The following is a 16,283-nucleotide window of genomic DNA, read 5'->3' as shown; positions in this document are numbered from 1 at the left end:
CCTACAGGGTTGGGGTTAATTAAATAAAATTAACGCTAAAAAGCACTATTAAAAAATAAGCCGTTTTTCTTGCAATTACATGTTATTTCGGCTAATTTCTTCCTTCCAATTAACTACGGAGTAATGCCTATGGGAGGAAATTATGTACATTTCAAATCGGGAGGTTCAACAACGTTATTCCATCAGCCGGACCACGCTATGGCGGCGGGTCAATGAAGGGAAAATGCCACCGCCGAGGGAGATATTGGGACTGAAACGGTGGTCTGTGGCTGACTTGGAGAAGTGGGAAAAGTCTCTATAATCAGAAAGTTAGGAATCTTCTTCTTGAATCATCAGGCGGGCGCGGTGTAGGCGGCTGCGGACGGTTCCCAATGGGACGTTGGTCTGTTCTGCGATTTCTTCGTATTTCAGGCCATCCAAGGCGTTGAGCAGCAGGGTCAGGCCCAGTTCTACGGACATTCCATCTACTGTGTCGCTGATGCGGGAGAGGGTCTGTTCCTGTTCGATGATTCCATCTGGTGTGTCTAGGTGGGGTGTTTCTGGTTCATCGTCGCGGTCGGCTAGAGGAAGGCGTCTGCTTTTCGTTTTGATGTGGTTGAGGCAAGTTGTGACGGCAATCTTGTGCAGCCAAGTTCTTGGGGCCGCGTCGCCACGGAATCCGTCCTTGAATCGCCACGCCTTAACGAATGTGTCCTGCGCTACGTCTTCTGCATCTTCTCCAACGTACCTTCGGCAGACATTTACGATGTAACTGAAGTGGTCCCGGTACAGTTGGTCTATGTCAATTTTCATCGTCGGCGCGGATGATCTCTCCTTCGATGTAATCACCACCCTCGATTCCCAGCAGATGCGCTAATCGTTCCTTGGCCCTCTGGCTGGTGTCGTCTACGCTGAAGTTGTTTTGCACGTAAGCGACAGACCGTTCCGCATAGCGGTGGGGCATGTTGCTTTTTGCTAGTGCTAACAACAGCTTGTCCGAGTATTCGCGTTCAGTAGCTACCCGCTCACCCTGATAATAAATTCCTTTTTCAATGCCGGTCAGCCCCCGCCTAATCATCTCCTGTTCTATTTTTAGGCACGCTTTTTCCCGTGCATCGTCCACCTGCTTACGGAAATCGGGTTCGCGTGCCATCAGCGCGTAGACGGCGCGGCCAGTGACACCACAAGCGGCAGCGGATGCTGAGAGATTTCCAGTCTGTTCTAACAGGTCGAGAATCTTGGCCTGCTTTTCGGGAGTCAGTTTGTACGGCTTCCCGACTGGATTAGGCACCGTTCAATGATCCAAGCGGTAGCGAGTTGTAGGTTTCGATCCCGTGGGTGAGGATGAAATCCCGTTTTTCCGCGTCGCTCATCTCGCTTCGTGGCTTTTTGGGTACGGGCGCTGTGCCCTTGGCAGCGTTACTGGACCGCGTACCGCCTCCGGTCTGACCACGGCCACGAAACACCCCTTCGAATCTTTCCTGTTCACGAAGCGATGCCACGTAGTCGGATACTGGCTTGTCACCGACCATCACAGCGCCGTCCCGATATTCGGCGGCACCCGTGAGCATCGGACGCACTAGTTCGGGGATTGCACCGTGGTCTGCGATAGCGCGATCAACCGCTCGTTCAGTCTCAGCGAGTTGAAGGCGGGCCTGTAGTTCGCTGAGGGTTTCTTCGGTGCCGGAAAGGCGTTTTTCGTATTCACTCGCTGCTGCCTGAGTGTCGGCCAGTTCGCGTTCCCGCTCCTTGAGCGCCAGCCGACGGGTGGCAGACTCCTGATTAAGTTTGGCGATGTGGTCACGTGCGTCTGCAATCTCTGCATCACGTTCGGCCAGCGCGGCCTGAAGTTCTTCAATACTTGGTTCGGTGGTTTCTTCAGTCATAAATTATGATCTCCTTCACAGTGGCAATTTGTTGTACACATCAATTCCAAACTCTTGAATTACATAACTTTTTTCGTCGTTCGTCATTCGGTTTCGGCGGAGCTTGGTCAGGTCCGGGCCTTTGGCTTGCTTGGCCTGGAGGCGATCAACTTGTTCCGTGCGGTATTTCTCTCTCAGTGCATCGGCCAGTTCCGCCTCGCGTTCGGCCAGTTCCTTCTCTAGCGCCTCTCGCGCCTTTACTTCATCCATTGGTTTCTCCTGTTGTTGCCTCTCTGTACAAATCCAAAACTTCAAAAAGTTTGGGGCTGGTGCCGCACTGCCACACGATGCGTTCCAAGGTCTCGCTGGTGTACTGATCCACCCAATGACCGTACATACCGAGCCAGTTTGCGGTGTGGATTGTGCGGAGGCGTTCGGGAATGTGGGGCAGATCGGCCCGCAGTTCATGCGCCACGACTTCAAGCCAATCAAACGCTGTCCCATCATCGGTATGGAACGGGGTGATAATGTCGGACCGGACGGCAAACTGTAGGTGGTGAGGGTCAATTTCCCAACGGTCAGCAAGGTCATTTGATAGAATGAAATAACGTTTCAAAAAGGTCTCCTTTTTTATGTAACGTGCTTTTTTTTTGACAATTTTTCGGGATGGGAAGTTGCAATTCTTGCAGTATTTCCAAGTCGTCAACGGGGACGATGTAACCCCAGCTTCGGTAAATCACCTTTCCGTTAATCGTCGTTTCGGCACAGGCTGCGGGGTACTCCCATTGGGTGATAATGTCGCGGGCGTTGGTCGGGTCGAAAATCACGGCGCGGTTGTAGTTTCGGAAGTAGTAGAAAATACGGTCGGCACTGGTGGTTTCAAGCCAACCGGGGGAGCCTTTTTCGTCGTTTGAGATGTATTCCAAAAAAACGCATTTCGGCGGGTGAGGGTCTGACTTAACCTCTAAGAGATAAGTGGTACTTTTCCTTTCCGCCACGAAATCAACACCGGATTGTTGAAAAAATCGGTGGTTGCTGGCGTCAATAACTTTCCAGCCTTTACCCTCAAGCCAAACCCTGACTGCTTTCTCGGCTTGTTTGCCCACCTTATTGTTATTATAAAAACTCCCCATAATTTTCTCCTTTATTGTTTTTAGTTATATTCCACCCGTTCTGATTTCAATTTGATTTCATACCCCGTGACCTTGCTGACCTTGTGTTCTAACGGCTCCGGGTCTAGTTCGTTTTCCACAATCACACCGTCATGGAGAGGAAGGAGGATATAAATATCCTCCAACACAACTCGCATAATCCGTTGTTCAATTTGCATTAAAATTGTGCTGAGTTCCTTAAAATCCCTGGCTCCGAACACGCACTTTGCCTGTTCCAAGTCGGAGCGAAGCGATACGACAAGAGGGTGATTCCAAAACCGTTCGACCAGCTCGCGTTCCGCTTCCGTTAGGGTCTTAAAGCGCTTTGGTGCCTTTGCCGTGTCTCGCCACGTGAGCGAACGGCCTAGTGCTTGGCGAGGGGAGAGGTTCAATTCAGCGCCGTAGATCAGCGCCAGCAGGCACTTCTTCACTGCTTCTGGTGTGGTTCCTACATCGGCGGCAATCTGCTGGCGGATACTGGCGGGGTCGGCTGCGTAATTAGTGATTGAGCCACCAACATCATGATTCGCAAGCAAAGAAAAGTGACAATTACTGATGTCGATTGAATGGTAGCCGTCGAACAGAGCCGACCGTAGGCAACGCTGCGTGTTCTGCGGGTTGGCACCGAGTCCATACAGCCTGTTTGTTTTACCACTGAGATTGTAGTTTAATGGAATTATTCCGGGTGCTGTGCTGCTGGTGGCGAAGCGGTAAAATGATGCAGCGGCTAAAAAACTGTATTCGTTTCGGTTGTGGGTTAGCCACCGTTGCAGATTGCGGATATTTATTTGTGGCTTTTGACAGACCTTTAGTGATCCGTGGCGTTTGGTCTTGGGGATTTTGGCTGCGTTACCATCACGATCAAGAATAGGTAGATTTTCCACCAGTAGATTGGCGCTCAATTCGTGGAACTGGTCGGAGGGGATGGCGAAATCTGCACAATCACGTTTCGTCCGCTTAAACTGTATCAGCCCAAGGTCTGATAGTACACGGCGGGCCGATTGTGGATTGTGTCCGAGAGTTCGGAGATACTTGTCGCTCAGGGCAAGACAATGTGGATTGACCCAGTGCCGAGTGGGACAGGAAAAAACCTGTTGGACTAGCCGCCTAGATTCGTGTCGTCGTTGACTATAACCCGTTAACTGATTCGTTAATAGTTCATCAATGTCGCTGTAATACATCCATTACCCAATCCCCTTGTTATAATTACCACACCCAAAATAAAACCCGGCTCAGCGCATGACTAAACCGGGCAGATAAAGGGTATGGGTTAGCGTCACGCTATGGAGTAGACCTCAATAGTATACCGAAGTTCTACTTAATTAACTCAATGAATATTTAATATTATTCTTAACCTTGGGGGCTTCGATTCGAGGCTTCGGCATCCGCCATCTATAGGGCCTTAGGCCCAAGTTGTTAAGTGATTATTTAATAAGCCATTGATTTAATTATAGTTTTTCGTTTGTAAAATTTGCGACCCCCCTATTCAGAATGTTTCAGATTGTTTCGTAGCAGAGCGTTTCAGGGTGGTGCGTTTTCTGATCTCTCGGAATAGGTTTGGTGGGGCATTTTTGCAGATTTTGTAGCGTGGGATTTCCTCTCCCAGCTCTCCCCGCTTCACCGCCGCGATCATCAAGGCGGCTGTTTCAGAATCCATCATAATCCCTCCTGTGTCTGGCAATTGTTAGGTATTTCGACAGGTCGTAAGTTAGCGAGTTCTCCCTAGGGGTGCTGACTAGCATGAAGTGGGAAACGTCAGTTTCGCACATCGTTTAACGCAGCTAGAAAGTCTCGTGCTTCATCTGTTGGAATAGTGGCATCAATATGCCCACTGCTTCGGCTGGAAGTGATTCGGATTTCATAATCCCCTTCTTTTTGAGCAATATATTCCAGTAGTTCTAAAGGAATGCTTCCGACAATGTCCTCTGCATTTTGGCAGATGTAACTGCTACAATCGACATCCCTAGAAACATTGGACATGTTGATTCTGTGTAATTCGCCATTTTTCCGGTAGCGAACTTCGTCCCAATACATCCAATCGTAGTTGTTAGTTCTCACATATAATTGTAAGTCCCTAATGTTTCTGTCGTCTTTCGTCACATATGCTCGAAAAAACGGATGAGCATTTTCAGCATAAACAATACCTAAGTAATTTCTTGAGAATTGGTAAGAAGAAATACGAATTTCATCCTCGAAATCGTCGCCTTCTCCTGTGGTTTCAATTCCGTTTGAACCGGGGGTGGCGCATCCGACGAGAAATAGTGCGATTAAGGAAAGAATCGTATTCTTCATGTTCGTTGACTCCGAGACACAGGTTTGACACAAGCCTAGCAGGATTTTGTTTCTGTATTTTGGAGAGGTTGTGTCACGCGCCTTCCGCTGGCCGCTGGGGGGTGCTGGGGGGTGGCTGACTGTGAGGCTGTCTGCTGGACGATCATAGTCCAGCCTATGCACTACCACTGATGTGGCGGTTATGAACGATTGGAGGGCGTTTCTGAGATTTGGCTGGTTTGAGGGTTCAGGCGGCGGTCAGGTGACCGGCGTCCTTGATTCCCCACCATTTAGGGGTTGATGGTTCAGTTGTGGGGTATAGAGGTTCAGAAAGTAAAAAACTGTTCAAAAACAATAACTTACTTTCTAAAGTGGTGGAGCCGAGGGGAATCGAACCCCTGACCTCGTCATTGCGAACGACGCGCTCTCCCAACTGAGCTACGGCCCCGTGCAGACTTGCCAGCGCGCGAAGCGTATCACCAAACTTGGGCTTGACCAAGATCCGCTGCCGCTGTCGGCAGCGACAATGAGGATGTGGCCGAATACATGCCAGGATTGTCGGTGATAATACCCTGTCTGAACGAAGCGGAGGCCTTGCCGTTGGTACTTGCACCGCTGCAGGGAATGCGTGAGGCCGGACATGAGGTGATCCTTGTCGATGGTGGCAGCACTGATGGTTCCACCGGGCTGGCCTTCTCCTTGGTGGATCGTGTGCTGACAGCCGAGCGGGGCCGCGCCGCGCAGATGAACGCAGGCGCGGCGCTGGCCTCGGGTGAGGCATTCTGGTTTCTGCATGCCGACACGCTGGTGCCGGTGAACGCGGCAGATTCCGTGGTCCGTGCCATGGCCGGCGGAGCGACCTGGGGACGTTTCGATGTTCGTCTGGATGCGCCGGGCGCGGCGTTTCGAATCATCGAGTGGTGCATGAACCAGCGCAGTCGCCTGACCGGGATTGCGACCGGTGACCAGGCACTGTTCGTGCGGCGCGATGCCTTCGAAGCTGTCGGCGGTTTCCCGCTGATTCCGTTAATGGAGGATGTGGCCCTGAGCGGTGCGCTGCGGCGCCAGGGCCGCCCTTACTGTTCTGCCGTTCGGGTGCGCACCTCGGCCCGGCGTTGGGAACGATTCGGTGTGCTGCCGACGGTGCTTCAGATGTGGCAACTGCGCTATCGGTTCTGGCGGGGTGACAATCCGCAGGAACTGGCGCGCCTGTACCGGCAAGGGCCAAGGTGAGCGTGCAGTGCCGAATCGTTGTGTTCGGCCGCAGCCCGGTGGTCGGGCGGGTCAAGTCCCGCCTCGCCGCGCGGCTTGGCCGGCGCGCGGCCTGCTTCTGGTATCGACGCCTGCTGGAGGCAACCCTCCGCAATGCCCTCGCAACCGGGTTTCCGGTCGAATTGTGGGTCACGCCGCATCCTGATCATCCCTGGCTGCGCGGGCTTTGCCGGCGGCACGGCGTGCCGCTGCGCCGGCAACCACCTGGTGACCTGGGGCAGCGCATGTTGCAGGCGCTGCGGCAACCCGGTCGAGTAGTTGTGATTGGCGCCGATTGCCCCGCCGTTTCCGCCGAAACCATGACTACGGCCGCCACCGGGGCGCTGGCACAGGAGGACCTGCTGGTGGTGCCGGCCGAGGACGGCGGCTATGTGCTGGTCGCGGCCGACCAGCCGCCGGTACGCGCCTTCCGCAGGATGCCCTGGGGGACGTCCATGGTCCTTCGCTGCACCCGCCAGCGGGTGTCCCGGGGTGGCGGTTGCTTGCAGGAACTTGGCAACGCCTGGGACGTGGATACCCTGGCGGACCTGCACCGTCTGCTGCGGCGGCAGGGTATTCGGCCCTGGCGGCGTATATCTGGTCGGTGCTGAGATTGGCATGGGCGGCGCTCGCCAGTATGCTGCCCGCAAACGGTGCAGTGTCTTCAAGATCCTGTCGGTTCCACGTCCATCGACGGGCTTGTCGGAAGTTTTCCCGGGGACCGGCCAGAAGCCGGTTGTCGGCCGGCTGCGAGAGTAGCCAGGCCCGCGTCGGAGCACAGGGAAACGCTGATTCACTCGTGTCGCGCTGCCTGACCGCGGGATCACGGCGGTGCCGCAGGGCGCGCCTTGCCTCGGGGACGCTGCGGACCCCGGCGCAGGCGCGGGAACGGATCGGTGTTTTCCTAACAACAAGGCAGACGCATGTTTCTCGAGAGCAATCCCCGTTTCGTCAGCCGCCTGACCAGGGACACGCTGGCCATGATTCTTGCTGGTGGCCGAGGCGGGCGGTTGGTCAATCTCACCGACTGGCGGACAAAACCGGCGGTGCCCTTCGGCGGCAAGTTTCGTCTGATCGATTTTCCGCTCTCCAACTGCATCAATTCCGGCATTCGCCGAATCCAGGTCCTGACCCAATACAAGGCGCACTCCCTGATCCAGCATGTACAGCGAGGCTGGGGCTTCCTGCGCGGCGAATTCGGCGAGTTCGTCGAACTGGTGCCAGCCCAGCAGCGACTGGATCAGCCGCTGTGGTATGCGGGCACCGCCGACGCGGTGTACCAGAGCATTGACATCATCACCGCCCATGATCCCCGCTATGTCCTGGTGCTGGCCGGTGATCACGTCTACAAGATGGACTACGGCACGATGATCGCCCGGCACGTGGAGTCCGGGGCCGAGATGACTGTGGGCTGTGTCGAAACGCCGCTGGAGCGGGCCCGGGCCTTCGGTGTGATGAGCGTCGATGAGCATGGGCAGGTGCTGGAATTTACCGAGAAGCCGGAGAATCCGGATCCGATCCCGGGGGATTCCAGCAATGCGCTGGTATCCATGGGCATCTATGTTTTCAATCGTGACTACCTGTTCCGGGCGCTGCGCCAGGATGCAGAAGACCCCGATTCGGACCGTGATTTCGGCCGCGATGTCATTCCGCGGGCGATTCACGAGGCGAAAGTCGTTGCCTATCCGTTTCGCGATCCGCAGAGTGGCGAACAACCCTACTGGCGGGATGTGGGGACCGTGGATGCGTTTTACGAAGCCAATCAGGAGTTGATTGGCGCCCGGCCGGAACTGAACATCTATGATGAACTCTGGCCGATCTGGACCTACCAGGCACAGTTGCCGCCGGCAAAGTTCATCAATGTGCAGTTGAACGACGAGGACCTGCCCGGCATGGCATTGGATTCCATGGTCTCGGGGGGCGACATCATCTCCGGCTCGCTGGTGCGCCACAGCCTGCTTTTTTCGCAGGTGCAGGTGCAGCCGCAGTCGGTGGTGGAAGATTCGGTGGTGCTGCCGGCGGTCACCGTGGGCCAGGGCAGTCGCATCCGGCGCGCGGTGATCGACGAAGGCTGTCGGATCCCGAACGGCACCGTCATTGGCTACGATGTGGAACAGGATCGCAGCCGCTTCTACGTCTCTCCGGGAGGTGTCGTGCTGGTCACCCCGGAAATGCTTGGCCAGGAGGTTGATCACGTTCGCTAGGGAAACACTGATCCATTCGCACGCCCGCGTTGGAGTTCAGTGTTTCTCTAAAGTCCCGGGCGCGCTGGAACTGCTGCCCGTACAACGATTCGTGCCACTGCCGGGCCGCGGAATACGGCTCGGCCAGGGTGTTGGAGGAGAGAGGCATGTCCATGTTCGATTTGGGGAAACGTGGGGACGGCGGCAAGCCGGCCACCAGCCAGGAGGACGTCAAGATGCAGGATCGGGAAACGACCGCAACACCGGCAGCGCAGGGCAGCAGTCAGGCAACCGGGGGCCGGGGGGCCGCGGTGATTGGCCCATCCATTCATATCGAGGGCACGCTGCGTGGCGGTGAAGACCTCGTCATCGAGGGCCAGATCAGCGGACGGGTCCACCTGCCGGAGAACAGCCTGACCATCGGGCCCAAGGGGCGTCTGAAGGCCGAGGTCTACGCCCACACGGTGTACGTCGAGGGCTCGGTGGACGGCGACCTTTACGGTGCCGATCGCATCGTGATCCGGAAGTCCGCCGAAATTCGCGGCAACCTGATGGCGCCGCGGGTCGCGCTGGAAGAGGGTGCCCGCTTCAAGGGCGCCATCGAGATGGACAGCAAGTCAGTCGAGTCGGCGATGAACAAGGCCAAACAGGCATCGGCGGCCGAAACGTCGGCAAGTGGTGGCGGTGCTGCCGCGCCCGCCGAAACCAAGACCACAGGTTCCGGCTCGCAGGCCAAGCCGACGGCCGAAGCTGCGGGTGGCAAAGGCGGCGCCTGATCCGGTGGCATTCCTACGTCAGACACCCGGGCAATGACGGTAGCTGAGCGGGAGCGGGGGCGGGCCCCGGGAGGTACGCGGGATACGGAAGCCTTCCCGGCGCGCCTGCTGCAGGCGACCATTGATAGCCTGGAGGCCGGCGAGCGGCGGGTGATCCTTGATCTCGGTGGTGCTCAGCCGGGCAGCCTGGACTTACTGTCCGGGTTTCGATGCCGGTACTGCATAGGTGACGTGCTGGACGATCTGATGCGCCTGGACGCCAGGCAGGAGCCGGTTTCGCTGGACGCGGTCATCGACGAATTGCTTCCGGCCAGTGTGTTCGGCAATGCGGACCTGGTGCTGTGTTGGCAGCTACTTGATTACCTGGAGACCCCGGTCCTGGAAGCCCTGGGGCGGCGCCTGAGGCATTTGCTCGCCTCCGGTGGCCTGATCCATGCCATCACCGAGTACAGCGCCAGCGATATGCCGGACCCGATGCATCCGCTGTTCCTTGATCGGGACGGTGCCGTTCGTTATGCGAGCGTGCGTTCGGGAAGCCGCCGACCGGCGCCCCGGCACGCGCCCGCTGAACTGCAGAAACGCCTTGGCGGGCTGCAGATGGAGCGTGCCGTGCTGCTTGGCAACGGCATGCAGGAGTATCTGTTCCGCCTTTGAGGGCCCTGCTCATGGCTGTTTCGTCAACGTTCCGATGGTTCATCCTTCTGATCCTGTGCCTTGGCGTCAGTGGCATCCTTGCCGCCGACGAGCAGGAGCATCCCGCGCTATGGCGGGTGGACAGCGGGGATTCCACGCTTTATCTCTTCGGCACCATGCATCTTCTGCCGGAGGGACACGCGCCGCTGGCGCCGGTCATCGAGCGTGCCTTCGAGGCCAGCGACGTGCTGGTGCTGGAAATGAACCTGAGCAACCTGAATCAGGCTGAGATCCAGCAGTTGATGTTCCAGCGCGGGCTCAATACCGATGGCCGTCGGTTGTCGGCGATTGTCGGCCCCGAACGCTGGGCCGAGGTGCGCGCTGCCGTCGAGCAGGTGGGCCTGCAGCCGGTGCTGCTGGAGGGCATGCAGCCCTGGCTCGCAGGCATGACGTTGACACTGAGTTCCCTGCATCAGCTTGGAATGCGTCCCGATCAGGGTGTCGAGTCCTACCTGCTGCGGCAGGCGGGCGAAGACATGGAGGTCCGGGAGCTGGAGAAATTCCGCGAGCAGCTCGGTGTGCTGGCCAATCTGTCCGAGCAGACCCAGATCGCCCTGCTGATGCAGACCGCGCGGGAAATGGATGATCTGGAGACGATCACCCGGCAGACCCTGGAGGCCTGGTCGGCGGGCGATGTGGCCGCGCAGGAACGCTATCTGCTCGAAACCTACAGCGATTACCCGGATCTCTATCAGGCACTGATCGTCGATCGGCACCGCAACTGGTTGCCGCAGCTTGAAGCCATGCTGGCCGAGCCGGGGACCTACTTCATTGCGGTGGGTGCCCTGCATCTGGTGGGCGAGGACAGTGTGCTTGACGGTTTGCGCCGCGCAGGACATGCGCCGGAGCGCGTTCGCGAAAGGGGAGGCTGATGGATTCCACGAGCAGGTCCTGGCCCAAGGCCATGCTTGCGCTGGTACTGGTCGCCGGCGTGTTGGTGGCGCCGCTGGCGCAGGCGGAGGCCTATCCCGATTGGCAGGGGGCGCCGCTCTACGGCACGCTGAATGCGCATGCCGACGAGAGCGACTGGCTGGCGATGCTCCCGGTCCGCGCTGGCGGCGGCATGGCCATGCCGGAGGCGGCTGGCGAAGACTGTCAGGGCTATGTCGAGCAGGCGCAGCCGGATCTCGACCTCAATCTGCGGACCGAGGAGCTCAGGGATCTTGTTATCCGGCTGGCGACCAGGGAACCGCTGTTGATCGTGGTCTATTCCAGCGAGCGCGAGTGGGTCTGCTCTTCGCTGGCGGCCTCTGGCGCGCGCAGCCAGCTCAGTCTCGTGCTGGATGACGTCAGTCCGGGGAGTTTCAATATCTGGATTGGCCATCGCGACAGTGACGGCGATTATCCCCGGGCGGACATGACCGTCGAGTTCCGCCGGGGCGAGGAGGGTGTTGAGCTCTGATTCGATTGTCCGTTCAAAGAAAACCCCGCCTAGGCGGGGTTTTTTGTGCGAATGTTGGTCCGGATCAGATGGCGGAGACGTTCGCGGCAGCCAGGCCTTTCGGCGTGGTCTGGGTTTCGAACTGCACGCGCTGGCCTTCGGCCAGGGTGCGGAAACCGTCGCCCTGAATGGCGGAGAAATGCACGAACACGTCCTTGCCGCCGTCTTCCGGAGAGATGAAGCCAAAGCCCTTGCTCTCATCGAACCACTTCACGGTACCGGTCATCATTTGGAGTCTGCTCCTTCGGAAATTGTCTCTATTAACGATTTAGCAGGTCTTACTGAACAACAACGTCCTGGAGTGACTACCAACGCGGGAAGACTACCGGATCTTGCGACAGGGCTGACACTGCTAAGGGGAAATGTATACCCAATCTCCGCATTCCGCCAATGCCCGGCATGAAGTTTTTGTGATTTACCGCAGGCAGGCCCCGGGTTTGGCGCCTGCCTGCGGCGATTTTAGGTGATGCGACTAGCGTCGATTAACGCTGAAAGCACCCGGCCCGGTGAAGAAAAGCGTGACCGCCGTGAACAGGAAAAAGCCCTGCAGTTCCAGCTGCCAACCGCCGTGCTGGGTCAGCATAAACAGTTCATGCGGATGGGCCAGCGCTATTGCCACCAGCATGTTGATCACGATCAACAGTGCGCCGATGCGGGCGTAAAAGCCCAGAATGATGAGCACTGGTGCCACCACTTCGCCAATGTAGACGCCGTATGCGAAGAGTTCCGGCAGGCCGTGATTCACCACCAGGCCCTTGATGCCGTCGATGCCGTGAAAGAGTTTATGCACGCCATGGAACAGCATCAGAATGCCCAGCGTCTGTCGCAGAATGAATTTTCCCAGCGCGTCGTTCATCAGCATGGTCGTTCTCCTTGTTCCCCTGTTCAGGTTTTTGATAATTGCTCGCGCATCACTGCCAGCCAATCGTTTCCCGTCTTCGGCCTGGCATCGCCGGCTGCTGCCTTGATCCGGTGATCCTGTTGCCGGGGGCTGGTACCGAGTTCCTGCAAGTAGGGTGAGGTTGGTCTGCTCTGCGGACCGCCGTCCAGCGTGATCAGGTCGGCATGATGCAACAGCAGGCATTCCCGTGCGCGGGTTATCGCCACATAGCCCAGGCGTCGTTCCTCGGCGGCGTTCTGCACCCGGCCGTCGCGCTCCAGCGGCATCAGTCCCTCGGTGAATCCGGCCAGGTGGACTTCCGGCCACTCCAGCCCCTTGGCTGCATGGATGGTGCTCAATACGACACCATTGCCCTGGTCGTCCGAACCTGTTGCCGCCAGGGCGTCGAGCGCCTGCTGCCACTGCCGTGCGGCATCGCCGGCACCGAGGCGCTTGTCCAGAATACGCTGGACGGCCTGCAGCCGGGGGTACTTTCGTGACCCCGGTGGTGGTTCGCGGCGGCGCCGTTGCAGCCACTGGCTGAACAATGGCGTCTCCCGACACCAGCGCGCCAGCGCCTTCGGACCAAGCCGCCGCAGGCGCTCCACCGCCCGATGCAGTTCCAGTGCCGCCGTGGCGGTGTCCGGCCTGAGGTCCGCGGCGGCTGCCAGTGGGTCCGAGCCGGTCTGCGCCAGCAATCGTCCGACGCCGCGGCTGCCGAGGCCGGGTATCAGTTCGGCAAGCCGGATCAGGGCACCGCCGTCACGGGGGTTTGCCGCCAGGCGGGCCGCGGCAAGCATCATGCGCACGTCGGCATGGCCGAGCAGATCCAGGCTGCCACGGACCTCGAACGGAATGCCGTGCTCCAGCAAGGCCGATTCCAGGTCCCGCACCATGCGTTTCTTGCGGTACAGCACGGCAATGTGGTCCGGCGCCAGACCGCGGTCGAGGCTGCGCTGGATGCACGCCGCGATGCCCCCGGCCAAGGCAGGCGTATCGGTGTACAGGTGGAGGTGCAGCGAGGGCTTGTCGTTGGCCGAACGCACCGGGCGGGGCGTTTTCTCGAGGCGATTGCTGTTGTGGGCGACCAGCCTCGCAGCACTGTCGACGATATCCGGTCGCGAGCGGTAATTGCGTTCCAGGCGATAGACTTGCGCCCGGTACTGGGCGATGAAGTCCTTGAGGTTATCCGGGCGGGCATGCCGCCACTCGTAGATGGCCTGGTCGTCGTCGCCGACCAGCAAGATACTGCGGCAGGGTGGAGCGATCCGCTGCAGCAGCCGGAATTGCGCCCCATCCGTGTCCTGGGCCTCGTCCACGGTGATGTCGCGGTAGCCGTCACGCAGTTCGGCGGCCAGCTCCGGGCAGGCATCCAGCAGCCGGCTGCAGAGCAGGATCAGGTCGCTGTAATCGAGCAGCCCGGACTCCCGTTTCTGCGTCTCGAAACGGCGGAATCGCTGCAGGCAGCGCGCAATCGCCACCGGGCCGAAGTCGGCCGCGGACAGGGCATCATGGAAGGCCCGGAGATCGCCCTCAGCGGCAATGTCCAGGCCGCGCGCCGTGCAGGCCTCATGCACGGCGATGGCCGCCTGCCGCCGTCGCCGATCGGTGAGCACGCCCGCGAGCAGGGTGTCGAGCATCCGCCGGCTATCCTCTCCGTCCATCTGCGTGGTCCGCGCCGGAATGCCGATCCGCGAACCGTGCTGGCGCAACAGCTGCCGGCCGAAGGCGTGGAAGGTGCCGATGAACGGCAGCTCCGCACCGGCCGGCAAGCCCTGTTGCAGGCGATCACGCATTTCCGCGGCGGCCCGGTTGGTGAACGTCAGCAGGACCATGGAGGCGGGTGGCAGCCGATCTTCGGCCAGGCGGCGCAGGGCGCGCTCGGTGGTGCATCGGGTCTTGCCCGATCCGGCCCCGGCGAGCACGGCCGCCGGTCCCTGGCTGTGGGCCACGACCAGTTTCTGATCCGGGTCGAGCGAGAGAATCCGGTGCAAGCGTGCCTCCGTCGAAAATTTCCGTTCCCTGATGGCTGGCCACGCCCGCCGCGTTCTGCTTCCATGGACGGCCATTCCGCCCAAACAGGGAGCCTTCCATGCCCGCAGATGTCTTTCACGCTGCCGTGACCCTGCCTCTCGCCACGGCACGCCAAATCATCGCCGCCACCCTCGCCGAGGGTGAGGCCCGAGAGCTGCAACCGCTGACCGTGGCCGTGCTCGACGCCGGCGGTCACCTTGTGGCGCTGGAGCGTGCCGATGGCGCCGGTCTGATGCGGCCGGAAGTGGCGCTCGGCAAGGCCCGCGCGGCCCTCGGCATTGGTATCGACAGCGGCACGATCGGCGCGCGGAACGAGGGCCGCGATGCGTTTCTGGCGGCCGTTGCCGTTGCTTCCGGCGGAACCTTCGTGCCTGTCCCGGGCGGCGTGCTGGTGCTGGACGACCAAAGCCGCATGATCGGCGCGGTGGGTGTCAGCGGTGATGCCTCGGACCAGGATGCAGCCTGTGCCTGCGCCGGCATCGAAACCGCGGGGTTGCGGGCCGGGCTGGATGCTGCCGGCTGATATGCATGCCACTTAAGGAAACACTGATTTATTCCCGCGTCTGCGCCCGAGACCGGTTTTGGTCATCTGGCAAGGCGCGGTGCCGGTTCGGTAGCCGAAGCTACCGGACCGGTAGCGCAACGCCGCCAGGGGCCAAAACCGGCCGGGGTCTTCGACTTGGGCCGCATTTTTCCCGAATGCTGTGTTGCGCTGCTTGACCGCAGAATGACTGCGGCACTGCGCAGCCCGCCTTGCCTCGGAAAAAATGCGGACTCCAACGCAGGCGTGCGAATAAATCAGCGTTTCCTTAACGGCCCGGGGTCGCGGCTCCGGGTCGTCATTTGCCGCCGGGCGCTACTCCATTCCCTGGTAGCCGATGGCCTGGCCGACCCTGACCTGCTGATCCACCTCCAGCCCTTCGTTCAGCCTCGCGATGCCCGGCGGCAGGATCAGGATCACCGTCGATCCCATATTGAATCGCCCCATCTCCTGGCCGCGCAGCAAGCGCGGGGCCTCGCGTTCAAAGCTGCGCACCGTTACCCGGCTTGCCGCCGGCGGTGTGACCTCGCCGGCCCAGACGGTCTCGATGCTGCCGACATTGATCGCGCCGACCAGGACCACCGCCATCGGCCCGAATACCGTCTCGAACAGGCAGACCAGACGTTCGTTCCGGGCGAAAAGCCTGGGTATCGTGCGCACCGTGTGGCGGCCGACACTGAACAGCCTGCCGGGTACATGGACCGTTTCCAGCAGACGGCCGTCGGCGGGCATATGGACCCGGTGATAGTCCCGTGGTGACAGGTACACGGTCATGAAGCAGCCGTCCCGGAACGGCCTGGCACGAGCCGGGTCGCCGCCAAGCAGTGCGGACAGGGAGTAGTCGTGGCCCTTCGCCTGCAGTACGCGATCCCCAGCGAGCCGGCCAAAGGCACTGATCGCCCCGTCGGCGGGACAGCAGAGGGTTTGCGGATCACTGGGAAGCGGGCGGGCACCGGGCCTCAGTGCACGCGTGAAAAAGGCATTGAAATGGGTGTAGGCGCCTGGGTCAGGCTCCAGGGCCTCGTCCATGGCCACGCCGAACCGTCGGATGAACCAGTTGGTGAACGGGATACGGATCCGCGGATTCTCGATACGCGTGAAGCGGTGCGTCGTCCGGGAAATGGCATGCTGCGGCAACAGGTACAGCGGCAGGCTTTTCAGCCAGTCCATTGGCCGGGCACGGCCTTCAAGGCCGAAGCGGAACGGCGCCTGCGTCAT

At 59.5% G+C, this 16,283-nt stretch carries 21 protein-coding genes and 1 tRNA gene; 8 read left to right on the top strand and 14 right to left on the bottom strand.

Features of this window, described 5'->3' with window-relative positions:
• Window positions 1–309: 309 nt before the first annotated feature.
• From M0534_RS00865 to M0534_RS00820, 10 genes are all read right to left on the bottom strand, one after another.
• Window positions 310–792: an RNA polymerase sigma factor gene (locus M0534_RS00865; protein WP_248566516.1), complete on the bottom strand. Its 483-nt coding sequence runs from the start codon at window positions 790–792 to the stop codon at window positions 310–312.
• Window positions 782–1,270, bottom strand: coding sequence for a hypothetical protein (locus tag M0534_RS00860; RefSeq protein WP_248566515.1), 489 nt, complete (start codon window positions 1,268–1,270; stop codon window positions 782–784). The genes M0534_RS00865 and M0534_RS00860 overlap by 11 nt, the downstream gene beginning before the upstream one ends.
• A complete protein-coding gene (locus M0534_RS00855; RefSeq protein ID WP_248566514.1) occupies window positions 1,263–1,865 on the bottom strand; it encodes a coiled-coil domain-containing protein in 603 nt (200 codons plus the stop codon). Before M0534_RS00855 ends, M0534_RS00860 begins: the two co-directional genes overlap by 8 nt.
• A gap of 15 nt (window positions 1,866–1,880) precedes the next feature.
• Window positions 1,881–2,114 carry a hypothetical protein gene (locus M0534_RS00850; RefSeq protein ID WP_248566513.1) on the bottom strand — a complete coding sequence of 78 codons (234 nt, stop codon included), beginning with the start codon at window positions 2,112–2,114 and terminating at the stop codon, window positions 1,881–1,883.
• Window positions 2,107–2,460: a hypothetical protein gene (locus tag M0534_RS00845; RefSeq protein ID WP_248566512.1), complete on the bottom strand. Its 354-nt coding sequence runs from the start codon at window positions 2,458–2,460 to the stop codon at window positions 2,107–2,109. The genes M0534_RS00850 and M0534_RS00845 overlap by 8 nt, the downstream gene beginning before the upstream one ends.
• On the bottom strand, window positions 2,432–2,977 hold the full coding sequence (locus tag M0534_RS00840) for a hypothetical protein (protein WP_248566511.1): 546 nt from the start codon (window positions 2,975–2,977) through the stop codon (window positions 2,432–2,434). Before M0534_RS00840 ends, M0534_RS00845 begins: the two co-directional genes overlap by 29 nt.
• A 20-nt stretch (window positions 2,978–2,997) precedes the next feature.
• Window positions 2,998–4,176 (bottom strand): hypothetical protein, encoded by a 1,179-nt coding sequence (locus M0534_RS00835; RefSeq protein ID WP_248566510.1) that lies wholly within the window; start codon window positions 4,174–4,176, stop codon window positions 2,998–3,000.
• 305 nt (window positions 4,177–4,481) lie between these two features.
• Window positions 4,482–4,655, bottom strand: coding sequence for a hypothetical protein (locus M0534_RS00830; protein WP_248566509.1), 174 nt, complete (start codon window positions 4,653–4,655; stop codon window positions 4,482–4,484).
• 95 nt (window positions 4,656–4,750) lie between these two features.
• Window positions 4,751–5,287 (bottom strand): hypothetical protein, encoded by a 537-nt coding sequence (locus M0534_RS00825; RefSeq protein ID WP_248566508.1) that lies wholly within the window; start codon window positions 5,285–5,287, stop codon window positions 4,751–4,753.
• Window positions 5,288–5,638: 351 nt separating this feature from the next.
• Window positions 5,639–5,714, bottom strand: a tRNA-Ala gene (locus M0534_RS00820).
• Window positions 5,715–5,812: 98 nt separating this feature from the next.
• Here M0534_RS00820 and M0534_RS00815 point away from each other — a divergent pair.
• From M0534_RS00815 to M0534_RS00785, 7 genes are all read left to right on the top strand, one after another.
• The gene (locus tag M0534_RS00815; RefSeq protein WP_248566507.1) at window positions 5,813–6,499 is read left to right on the top strand and encodes a TIGR04283 family arsenosugar biosynthesis glycosyltransferase; all 687 of its coding nucleotides are present in this window, start codon (window positions 5,813–5,815) and stop codon (window positions 6,497–6,499) included.
• 2 nt (window positions 6,500–6,501) lie between these two features.
• Window positions 6,502–7,128: a TIGR04282 family arsenosugar biosynthesis glycosyltransferase gene (locus M0534_RS00810; protein WP_248566506.1), complete on the top strand. Its 627-nt coding sequence runs from the start codon at window positions 6,502–6,504 to the stop codon at window positions 7,126–7,128.
• A gap of 312 nt (window positions 7,129–7,440) precedes the next feature.
• Complete coding sequence (glgC, locus tag M0534_RS00805) at window positions 7,441–8,721, top strand: glucose-1-phosphate adenylyltransferase (protein WP_248566505.1); 1,281 nt, start codon at window positions 7,441–7,443, stop codon at window positions 8,719–8,721.
• Between the two features lie 146 nt (window positions 8,722–8,867).
• Complete coding sequence (locus M0534_RS00800) at window positions 8,868–9,476, top strand: bactofilin family protein (protein ID WP_248566504.1); 609 nt, start codon at window positions 8,868–8,870, stop codon at window positions 9,474–9,476.
• Window positions 9,477–9,509: 33 nt separating this feature from the next.
• A complete protein-coding gene (locus M0534_RS00795; protein WP_248566503.1) occupies window positions 9,510–10,130 on the top strand; it encodes a hypothetical protein in 621 nt (206 codons plus the stop codon).
• Window positions 10,131–10,141: 11 nt separating this feature from the next.
• On the top strand, window positions 10,142–11,041 hold the full coding sequence (locus M0534_RS00790) for a TraB/GumN family protein (RefSeq protein ID WP_248566502.1): 900 nt from the start codon (window positions 10,142–10,144) through the stop codon (window positions 11,039–11,041).
• Window positions 11,041–11,571, top strand: a complete 531-nt coding sequence (locus tag M0534_RS00785) for a hypothetical protein (RefSeq protein WP_248566501.1) — start codon at window positions 11,041–11,043, stop codon at window positions 11,569–11,571. Before M0534_RS00790 ends, M0534_RS00785 begins: the two co-directional genes overlap by 1 nt.
• Before the next feature lie 64 nt (window positions 11,572–11,635).
• Here the strand turns inward: M0534_RS00785 and M0534_RS00780 are convergent, their stop codons facing one another.
• The 3 genes from M0534_RS00780 to M0534_RS00770 all read right to left on the bottom strand — a co-directional run bounded on the left by M0534_RS00780 (window position 11,636) and on the right by M0534_RS00770 (window position 14,484).
• On the bottom strand, window positions 11,636–11,839 hold the full coding sequence (locus tag M0534_RS00780; RefSeq protein WP_248566500.1) for a cold-shock protein: 204 nt from the start codon (window positions 11,837–11,839) through the stop codon (window positions 11,636–11,638).
• A 243-nt stretch (window positions 11,840–12,082) separates the two neighbouring features.
• Window positions 12,083–12,472, bottom strand: coding sequence for a DoxX family protein (locus M0534_RS00775; protein ID WP_428348181.1), 390 nt, complete (start codon window positions 12,470–12,472; stop codon window positions 12,083–12,085).
• Window positions 12,473–12,495: 23 nt separating this feature from the next.
• A complete protein-coding gene (locus M0534_RS00770) occupies window positions 12,496–14,484 on the bottom strand; it encodes an ATP-dependent helicase (RefSeq protein WP_248566498.1) in 1,989 nt (662 codons plus the stop codon).
• A gap of 98 nt (window positions 14,485–14,582) precedes the next feature.
• Between M0534_RS00770 and M0534_RS00765 the strand changes: the two genes are divergently transcribed.
• Window positions 14,583–15,047 carry a GlcG/HbpS family heme-binding protein gene (locus M0534_RS00765; protein ID WP_248566497.1) on the top strand — a complete coding sequence of 155 codons (465 nt, stop codon included), beginning with the start codon at window positions 14,583–14,585 and terminating at the stop codon, window positions 15,045–15,047.
• 333 nt (window positions 15,048–15,380) lie between these two features.
• On the opposite strand, the gene asd is transcribed toward M0534_RS00765, so the two are convergent.
• The gene (gene asd / locus M0534_RS00760; protein WP_428348180.1) at window positions 15,381–16,283 is read right to left on the bottom strand and encodes an archaetidylserine decarboxylase; all 903 of its coding nucleotides are present in this window, start codon (window positions 16,281–16,283) and stop codon (window positions 15,381–15,383) included.

The organism is Methylonatrum kenyense (assembly GCF_023195885.1).
Lineage (GTDB): Bacteria > Pseudomonadota > Gammaproteobacteria > Nitrococcales > Aquisalimonadaceae > Methylonatrum > Methylonatrum kenyense.
Note: the sequence above shows the minus strand (reverse complement) of the source record. Positions and strands in the feature narration are given on the sequence as shown.

Excerpts from the sequence above, each read along its gene's own strand:
- M0534_RS00825 (WP_248566508.1), bottom strand. The coding sequence starts at position 5,287 with ATGAAGAATACGATTCTTTCCTTAATCGCACTATTTCTCGTCGGATGC.
- M0534_RS00800 (WP_248566504.1), top strand. The coding sequence starts at position 8,868 with ATGTCCATGTTCGATTTGGGGAAACGTGGGGACGGCGGCAAGCCGGCC.
- M0534_RS00815 (WP_248566507.1), top strand. The coding sequence starts at position 5,813 with ATGCCAGGATTGTCGGTGATAATACCCTGTCTGAACGAAGCGGAGGCC.
- glgC (WP_248566505.1), top strand. The coding sequence starts at position 7,441 with ATGTTTCTCGAGAGCAATCCCCGTTTCGTCAGCCGCCTGACCAGGGAC.
- M0534_RS00785 (WP_248566501.1), top strand. The coding sequence starts at position 11,041 with ATGGATTCCACGAGCAGGTCCTGGCCCAAGGCCATGCTTGCGCTGGTA.
- M0534_RS00855 (WP_248566514.1), bottom strand. The coding sequence starts at position 1,865 with ATGACTGAAGAAACCACCGAACCAAGTATTGAAGAACTTCAGGCCGCG.
- M0534_RS00835 (WP_248566510.1), bottom strand. The coding sequence starts at position 4,176 with ATGTATTACAGCGACATTGATGAACTATTAACGAATCAGTTAACGGGT.
- M0534_RS00795 (WP_248566503.1), top strand. The coding sequence starts at position 9,510 with ATGACGGTAGCTGAGCGGGAGCGGGGGCGGGCCCCGGGAGGTACGCGG.
- M0534_RS00775 (WP_428348181.1), bottom strand. The coding sequence starts at position 12,472 with ATGCTGATGAACGACGCGCTGGGAAAATTCATTCTGCGACAGACGCTG.
- M0534_RS00850 (WP_248566513.1), bottom strand. The coding sequence starts at position 2,114 with ATGGATGAAGTAAAGGCGCGAGAGGCGCTAGAGAAGGAACTGGCCGAA.
- M0534_RS00840 (WP_248566511.1), bottom strand. The coding sequence starts at position 2,977 with ATGGGGAGTTTTTATAATAACAATAAGGTGGGCAAACAAGCCGAGAAA.
- asd (WP_428348180.1), bottom strand. The coding sequence starts at position 16,283 with ATGACGCAGGCGCCGTTCCGCTTCGGCCTTGAAGGCCGTGCCCGGCCA.
- M0534_RS00830 (WP_248566509.1), bottom strand. The coding sequence starts at position 4,655 with ATGATGGATTCTGAAACAGCCGCCTTGATGATCGCGGCGGTGAAGCGG.
- M0534_RS00865 (WP_248566516.1), bottom strand. The coding sequence starts at position 792 with ATGAAAATTGACATAGACCAACTGTACCGGGACCACTTCAGTTACATC.
- M0534_RS00780 (WP_248566500.1), bottom strand. The coding sequence starts at position 11,839 with ATGATGACCGGTACCGTGAAGTGGTTCGATGAGAGCAAGGGCTTTGGC.
- M0534_RS00790 (WP_248566502.1), top strand. The coding sequence starts at position 10,142 with ATGGCTGTTTCGTCAACGTTCCGATGGTTCATCCTTCTGATCCTGTGC.
- M0534_RS00765 (WP_248566497.1), top strand. The coding sequence starts at position 14,583 with ATGCCCGCAGATGTCTTTCACGCTGCCGTGACCCTGCCTCTCGCCACG.